This is a genomic window from Rhodoblastus sp., from assembly GCF_019449565.1.
Taxonomy (GTDB): Bacteria; Pseudomonadota; Alphaproteobacteria; order Rhizobiales; family Beijerinckiaceae; genus Rhodoblastus.
In genome coordinates, this window is sequence record NZ_JAGRPM010000055.1 from 1 (window position 1) to 7,510 (window position 7,510).

At 60.5% G+C, this 7,510-nt stretch carries 5 protein-coding genes and 2 pseudogenes; 5 read left to right on the plus strand and 2 right to left on the minus strand.

All coding sequences use genetic code 11. From position 1 onward, the window contains the following. The 4 genes and pseudogenes from QZ409_RS12610 to QZ409_RS12625 all read left to right on the plus strand — a co-directional run. A partial coding sequence (locus QZ409_RS12610; protein ID WP_296711676.1) for a Mu transposase C-terminal domain-containing protein occupies positions 1–739 on the plus strand: 739 nt, incomplete at its 5' end. Next, a complete protein-coding gene (locus tag QZ409_RS12615) occupies positions 711–1,589 on the plus strand; it encodes a TniB family NTP-binding protein (protein ID WP_296711678.1) in 879 nt (292 codons plus the stop codon). The genes QZ409_RS12610 and QZ409_RS12615, both read left to right, overlap by 29 nt. Next, the gene (locus QZ409_RS12620; RefSeq protein WP_296711683.1) at positions 1,586–2,482 is read left to right on the plus strand and encodes a TniQ family protein; all 897 of its coding nucleotides are present in this window, start codon (positions 1,586–1,588) and stop codon (positions 2,480–2,482) included. The genes QZ409_RS12615 and QZ409_RS12620 overlap by 4 nt, the downstream gene beginning before the upstream one ends. Positions 2,483–2,559: 77 nt before the next feature. Continuing rightward, positions 2,560–2,733 (plus strand): annotated as a pseudogene (locus tag QZ409_RS12625) (arsenical pump-driving ATPase); the annotation flags it as partial. A gap of 39 nt (positions 2,734–2,772) precedes the next feature. On the opposite strand, the pseudogene QZ409_RS12630 reads toward QZ409_RS12625, so the two are convergent. Then, a pseudogene (locus QZ409_RS12630) lies at positions 2,773–3,909 on the minus strand (IS3 family transposase). Between the two features lie 627 nt (positions 3,910–4,536). Next, a complete protein-coding gene (locus QZ409_RS12635) occupies positions 4,537–6,747 on the minus strand; it encodes a heavy metal translocating P-type ATPase (RefSeq protein ID WP_296711686.1) in 2,211 nt (736 codons plus the stop codon). Between the two features lie 63 nt (positions 6,748–6,810). Here QZ409_RS12635 and QZ409_RS12640 point away from each other — a divergent pair, with 63 nt between their 5' ends. Next, entirely contained in the window at positions 6,811–7,236 is a 426-nt protein-coding gene (locus tag QZ409_RS12640; RefSeq protein ID WP_296711688.1) for a helix-turn-helix domain-containing protein, read from the plus strand. Positions 7,237–7,510: the final 274 nt, after the last annotated feature.

A 7,510-nucleotide genomic window follows, 5' to 3' on the forward strand; every position in this document is an offset into this window, starting at 1 on the left:
GCGCGTGCATTTTTACCCGGGGACGACTTTCGCCAATCCCACGGCGCGGCAGGACAACGACTCCGCCAGGTTCTCGGCCATGACGTTCCGCGAGTTCGAGTGCGCTCTGGGCTGGGAAATCGCCGGGCGTTATAATCAGGAGATACACAGTGCGCTTCTCCGTCCGCCGATTGCGGTATGGGACGAACACGAGGCTTCGACCACGCTACGAATGCCAAAAGACCGAATGGCCTTCTGGGTGTCGTTCCTTCCCGACGCATTTCGGAAGCTGAGACCGGACGGTATTTGGATTCATGATCTCCCCTATTGGTCGAACGCCCTATCGGCGGAGGTCGGCAGACACGCGGGGGATTTGTTGATCAAGTATGACCCTAGAGATGTGTCGCGGATTTTTGTCCAACACCCATTGTCGGGCCATTTCATCGAGGCCCGCGCACGCAGTCTCGGGTTCCCTGCGATCAGCCTACGTGAATGGAAGCTGGCCAGGAAAGCAATGCGACAGAAGGGTAGGGGAGAGCGTGACGACGACCAGCTTATGCGAACGGCACTGGCCCAACGCCAAATTGTCGCCGATGCGATCGCCAAGACGGCGGCAGCGCGCAAAACTCCGCCACAATCACAAATAGTCGGGGATGACTTCGATTCGGGATCGATGACCGGCATCGACTCGCGCATACCTAGCGCACTGGAGCTTTTGGAATGGCAAGCTGATGTTCAAACCAAGCCACCTGACAGATGAAGCGGCGAACGTTCTTGCCGGTGCGATTGATGAGCGGGTCTATTTTATCCAGTCGAAGCGCTGGATCGCCTACCCAAAAGCTGTCCGCATCCTCGACCACTTGAACAAGTTGCTCAAGCATCCGCGCACCACGCGAATGCCGTCTTTGATCGTTTATGGCGACAGCGGGATGGGGAAGTCCATGCTGGTAGACAAGTTCAAAGCGGACTGCGCGATGGGCTGCGCGACCGACTCGACGCCAAACCCCAATAGGCTACTTGTCGTCGAACTGAGCGGGCGTCCCACTGAGCGAAGGTTTTTCTCTCAAATTCTCGCCGCCGTTGACGCACCGCATAGCCCGCGAGCCAGCATCGTCGATATGGAGAGGGGCACCATCAATACGCTTCGCGACGTTGGCGTCCAAATTCTTGTTCTCGACGAGATCCACAATATTCTCGCCGGGTCGTGGCGAGAACAGCGCATCGTGCTGAACACCCTGCGCTTTCTCAGCAACGAGCTGAAACTTTCGCTCGTCTGCTTCGGGATCATGGAGGCAAGAGACGCAATCAACGGCGACGTTCAATTGGCGCGCCGCTTCGACGCGGTCACGTTGCCGCGATGGACTGCCGGTAAAGAGTTCGAACAACTTGTCCTAGCCATTGTTCGCAATCTTCCTTTGCGGGAACCCAGCGTGCTGACCGTGAAGGGCCTCCGCCGCGTTCTCCAACTTAGCGGCGGCGTCAGCTCTCGCATTTTTCGAATGCTCAACGACTTGGCGATTGAAGCGATTGAAACGGGCGACGAACGCATCACCGACAATTCGGTCGAGACCTATAAGCCGGTTTCAGAAAACGAGGTGGCTTTCCAATGAGCTGCGTGATCGACGCCAACGCCAAACCATTGCCGGTCGTCCTCAAAGCGGCGCGCGACGAATTGCTCTCGTCTTGGCTTGCCCGGCACGCTCGATTCTACGGCGTAACGGGTCCGTTTTTTGCCAAGTGGCTCGGCCTTGGCAACATGAGGCTCTCAACGCTCGACCATCGCCTCGGTTTAGGGCAAGTCGCTCGTTTGACAGAAAAGTTCCGCTGCGATCCCGCAGCGCTGATCAGCATGACACATATCAACAAACGTGATGGCCAGGTTTGCAATCTCATCAGCCGGGGCAGGGCCGCGCAAATCTGCTACCCCTGCGCAGATCGCTACGCTCAAGACAGGGCGGAAGGCGCCGTTTCAAAACATTGGAGCAAGGCGTGGCGAATTACATGTCCCACCTGCGGCCTCGCCTTTACGGATACAAACGAGCATCGTGGAAGTCGCGCGACGCTTTTGGAGACGACGCCGTTTGAAGACCTATGGTCGGAGGCCATCGCAGGCGAGCAGATTGTCGAGCAATATCTCGCTGACGGAAAACACTCTGAGCATTCCCCAATTGCAATCCTGCAACTGTTGCTGGTTCAGACCTGGAAGCCGATCACTGGCAATCTCGAACATCCTGGCGTCGGATGGGTGTTGGGCACGCTTTTCCCACATTTTGACGCGCGCGCGCGTCCTATCAAGCGGCGAGTCACACATACGGCGATGACCACCCTTCCTATAGAGTTTCGGCCGGCGTTGCTCGCGGGGCTGGCGCGGGTTTTGGCCAATCCCGCCGTGCTTCAGGATCTGAGAAGGGCGACCCTTCTGAGGGGCCAAAGAAACTTCGACAAATTTTGCCGCGAGGCGAAATTCGAACTGCCGCAGGCCGAACGGCTAAGCCATCAATAGTGCGAATATCGAAAGCCACAATTCTTACTATTGATGGCTAAAACTGAAAAACTCTTCATATTCTCATTCCAAGATGGCGCCTGACACCCAAGCAGACCAAGGTGTTGCTGGTAACTCTGGCGGAAACGACGCCGGTGCTGGAGGCCGCCAGCCTGCAAGTGGACCTCCGCCGCGCCGAAATCGAGCACTGGGCCTGGATCGTCAATAACAGCGTGGCGGCAGCGCAACCGCATTCCCCCCTGTTGCGCCAGTGAGCTACTCCCCGTTGGTTGGACAAATTCCGGGGTGATTTAAGCTACTTTCTTCGCCTGCTGGTCGGGTTGAATGGCATTCCAATAGACCACGGCAGGCGGTTGCCCGCCATGGGCGGCGTGAGGCCGTTGGCGATTGTAAAAATTTATCCAGCGGCCGATCCCGGCCCTGGCCTGCGAGCCGGTTCCCCAAGCGTGCAGGTAGACGCATTCATACTTCAGCGACCGCCAGAGCCGTTCGATGAAGATATTGTCGATGCAGCGGCCCTTGCCGTCCATCGAGATCTTGACGCCGGACTGCTTCAGGCGATCGGTCCAGACGAATGACGTGAACTGGCTGCCCTGGTCGGTGTTCATCATCTCGGGCGGCCCGAAGCGGTGAATGGCCTCGTTCAGCGCCTCGACGCAAAACTCCGCCTCGTAGGTGTTCGAAATCCGCCAAGCCAGGACTTTACGGGTGTGCCAGTCCATGATGGCGATCAGATACAGGAAGCCGCGCTTCATCGGCAGATAGGTGATGTCAGACCTGATTGGGGCGGTCGACCCGCAGCCCCCGCAATAGGTACGGGTAAGTCTTGTGCCCCTTCGCCGGCCTGCTGGTGTTGGGCTTCTGGTAGATCGGCATCAGGCCCATCAAGCGCATCAGCCGCCGGACGCGCTTCACGTTGACCGAAAAGCCTTGGTTCCGCAAATGCCAGGCCATTTGCTGGACGCCGTAGAACGGCGTCTCCAAAAACTGCTTGTCGATCAGCAGCATCAGCGCGAGGTTCAACTCGCTCTCACCTTGCGGCTCGTAATAGAACGACGATCGTGAGATCGACAGCAGGCGGCATTGCATGCCGATCGGCAGGGCCGGATGGTCTGGCTCGATCATGCCGCGCCTCACTTCCCGGTCCAGGGCTTGAGCTTTCTGGACAAAAAATCATTGGCGACGGCCAGTTCTCCGATCTTGGCGTGCAAGTCCCGGACGGCGCTCTCGTCGATCTCCGCCGTCTTCTTGCCGCCGCGCTCGAAAATATCGGCCGCTCCTTCGAGCAGGGCCTTTTTCCATTGGTGGATCATGGTCGGATGCACGCCAAAAGCCGTCGCCAGCTCGGCCGCGGTCTTCTCGCCCTTCAAGGCTTCCAGCGCGACGCGCGCCTTGAAAGCGGCGTCATGATTTCTGCGCTTCGACATGTCTGATCTCCTCGTTCTTGAAGACCAGCAGACATCAGATCGTAGCTTCCGTCAGCGTCCGATTTTCGGGGAGTAGCTCACCAGCGCGCGCGCAACGAATTGCGCGAGATCGAGGCCGTAGCGACCCGGTATGCTTCGCGCTATGCGGTCGTCCCGCCGCTGAAGGAAGAGCCTGTCGGCGTCGATCGCCTGATAGAATTGATCGGCCACGTGACCGACGCTGCTTAGCGACGCACCGGAAAAAGCAGCGAAACTGGTTGTTCGACGCGGACGAGGAGGAGACAACGCTATGAGTCTTTGGCTGCGGATGGCGGCGGGCAGGAATCCAGAAGCTGATCTTGCCGGGACTCCTTGGCGCAGCGCAATTCGCCAAAATTCGCCTATATTGCCGAGAGTAGTGGGAGCCGGCTTAGCGGAGCCCCCCACGGCCGTTCTCCCAATGAGCGTGGCGGCGTTGAGCATCTGGGACCGGGCGCTGTCGCTTCAGAGATTGTTTTCGTCGTCAAAAAACTTTCGTCTCCGATAGTTCGGGTACGAAAATAGAGCGAGCCAGCGTGACCGCGATCCGTATTCCGAAGTGCAGGAGCGGAACCTGCTCTTCCCGCTGTGATAGCCAAGAGACAAAATTCAATGTTTTTGTCCTGAATACAAAAGCCGCAATGCGTTGACGGTCACCAGCACCGTCGCGCCGGTGTCCGCGAGAATGGCGGGCCACAGGCCGGTCAGTCCAACGACGGTGGTGACCAGAAACACTGCCTTGAGGCCGAGCGCGATCGTGATGTTCTGGTGGATATTGGCCATGGTGCGCTTCGACAGAGCGATCATTTCGGCGACGTCGCCGATGCGGCCGTGCAGCGCCGCGGCATCGGCGGTTTCGAGCGCCACATCGGTTCCGCCACCCATGGCGATGCCGACATCGGCCATGGCGAGGGCGGGCGCGTCATTGATGCCGTCGCCGACTTTGGCGACCTTAAAACCCTGTCCTTGTAACTCGCGGACAAGGCGCTGTTTGTCCTCCGGCAACAGCTCGGCCCGCACTTCAATGCCGAGTTTTTGGCCAATCGCCGCCGCCGTGCGCCGGTTATCGCCGGTGAGCATCAGAGTCTTGACGCCCGCGTCAGTCAGCGCCTTCAGGCCCGCGTGCGCGTCAGGTCGCGGTTCGTCGCGCATGGCCAACGCCCCCGCCGGCGCGCCATCGACGATCAAGAGCGATACCGTCTTGCCTTCGTCGTGCATGGCCGTGACGCGGGCTTTTTGATCGGCCGAGAGCTGCGCGCGATCGGCCGCTGCTTGCAATGAGCCCAGAAACACCGCCTTGCCTTCGACAGTCGCAGCGACGCCTTTGCCGCCGAGCGCCGCAGCGTCGGTCGTGTGGGGCGGAACGATGTTCTCCGCCGCAGCTTTGGCCAGGATAGCCGACGCCAGCGGGTGGCTTGAGCCCACTTCCAGCGCGGCTGCGAACTTCAGCACGTCCGCTTCGCTAAAACCGAAGCCGATCACGTCCGTGACCTTGGGCTTGCCGTCGGTCAGCGTGCCGGTCTTGTCGAACGCTACGGCGGTGATCTTGCCAAGATTTTCGAGCACCGCGCCGCCCTTGAGTAGCAGGCCGCGCCGGGCGCCCGCTGACAGCGACGCCGCAATCGCTGCCGGCGTCGAAATGACCAGGGCGCAGGGGCAGCCGATCAGCAAAATGGCGAGGCCCTTGTAAACCCAGGTGTCCCAGGCGCCGGAGAACAGCAGCGGCGGAACAAGCGCCACAAGCGCCGCGACCGCCACCACGCAGGGCGTGTAATAGCGCGAGAAATGATCGATGAACCGTTCGGTCGGGGCCTTGGATTCCTGCGCCTCTTCGACCAATTTCACCACGCGGGCGATGGTGTTGTCGGCGGCGCTGGCCGTGACGCGGACGCGCAAGGCGGCGTCACCGTTGATCGTGCCCGCGAACACTTTTTCGCCGACGCCCTTTCGAACGCCGATGCTTTCGCCGGTCACCGGCGCTTCGTCGATCGCGCTTTCACCCGAGACGATCACGCCGTCCGCCGGAATTCGGTCGCCGGGCCGAACGAGAATGATGTCGCCGATAGCGAGACTCTGGGCTGGAACCTCGCGCGTTTGACCTTCCCGTTCAAGCAGCGCGGTCTTGGGAACCAGTTTTGTCAGGGACTGGATGCTGGCGCGGGCCTTGCCGGCCGCGACGCCTTCCAGCAGCTCGCCGACAAGAAACAGAAACACCACCGCCGCCGCCTCTTCGGCGGCGTTGATGAACACCGCGCCGACGGCGGCGACGGTCATCAGCGTCTCAATGGAAAAAGGCGTTCCAGCCCGCGCCGCCGTGAAGGCGCGCTGGGCGATCGGGAGCAGGCCTACCAGCATCGCCGCGATGAAAGCGTATGTGGCGACAGGGGGCGCAAGCTTGCCGATCCCATAGGCGACGACCAAGGCGCAGCCGCAGGCGATCGTCAGCAGGCCCTTTTTGCTGCGCCACCAAGGACCGCTGGATGGGGCGTGGTCATGGCCGAGCGGGCTCGATGGGGCGGCGGAGCTGCGGTCGTTGGCATGGACATGATTGTGCTCGTCGCCGCAGCATGCGGCTTTCTCGGATGCGGTGGCGTTTCCCGACAGGGGCGCTACGCCGTAGCCAAGGCCGGTTATTTGTTTTTCGATCGCGGCCAGGTCGCTGTCGGCGTCGTGATGGACGATCATCGTGCCTGCCGTCGCCGACACGGACACTTCAATGACGCCCGGCATCCGCCGCACGGCGGTGTCGATTTTGCGGGCGCAGCTCGCGCAATCCATGCCTTCCACGCGGTAACGGGTCTGTGTCGTCGTCTCGGTCATCGTCTAATCCTTGATTTGTCGCCGACGAGGCTACATCCTCTAGCCACTAGATGAGCAAGGGGAATGACAAAAAATATTCCGATAGGCGAAGCCGCCCGCCTTAGCGGCGTGAAAGCGCCGACCATCCGCTATTACGAACAGATCGGCCTTCTGCCCGCGCCGCCCCGCAGCGAGGGCAACCGCCGTCATTTCGGGGACGCGGACCTGCGCCGTCTGGCCTTCATCCGCCATGCGCGCGAACTTGGGTTTGAGATCGAGGCGATCCGCGCGCTTTTGACCTTGCAGGATGACCCGAACCAGCCCTGCGCGACCGCCGACGCCATCGCCAAGGCGAGGTTGATCGAAGTGGAGCACCGCATTAGTAGCCTGCAAGCCCTCAAGGCCGAACTGGAAGCGATGGTCGACGGATGCAGCCATGGGCGCGTCGCCGGATGCCGCGTCATCGAAGTGCTGGCGGATCATGGCAAATGCGCCAACCGCGTACATTAGCGAAAAGGGCTCGGATTCTCAGATTTAGGTGGGGCGCGACCACCTTTCTCGAATTTGGCGCGCACGACCTCTGTGGCCGCTTGAGGGCGGGATTGTTAATGGCTTGCATCGAGGATCGATCGCCGGGACCTCTGTCCGCCCGTCTCCGGCATGACGTGATGACGTTTCAGGACAGCATCGTGCCGATCATATCCTCGATCTGAGGCGCCTAATGGCTGGAGTCAGCCCAGAGTGGACCGTTGCAGTTTCCGAATTAACCACCTGGAAACCGTAA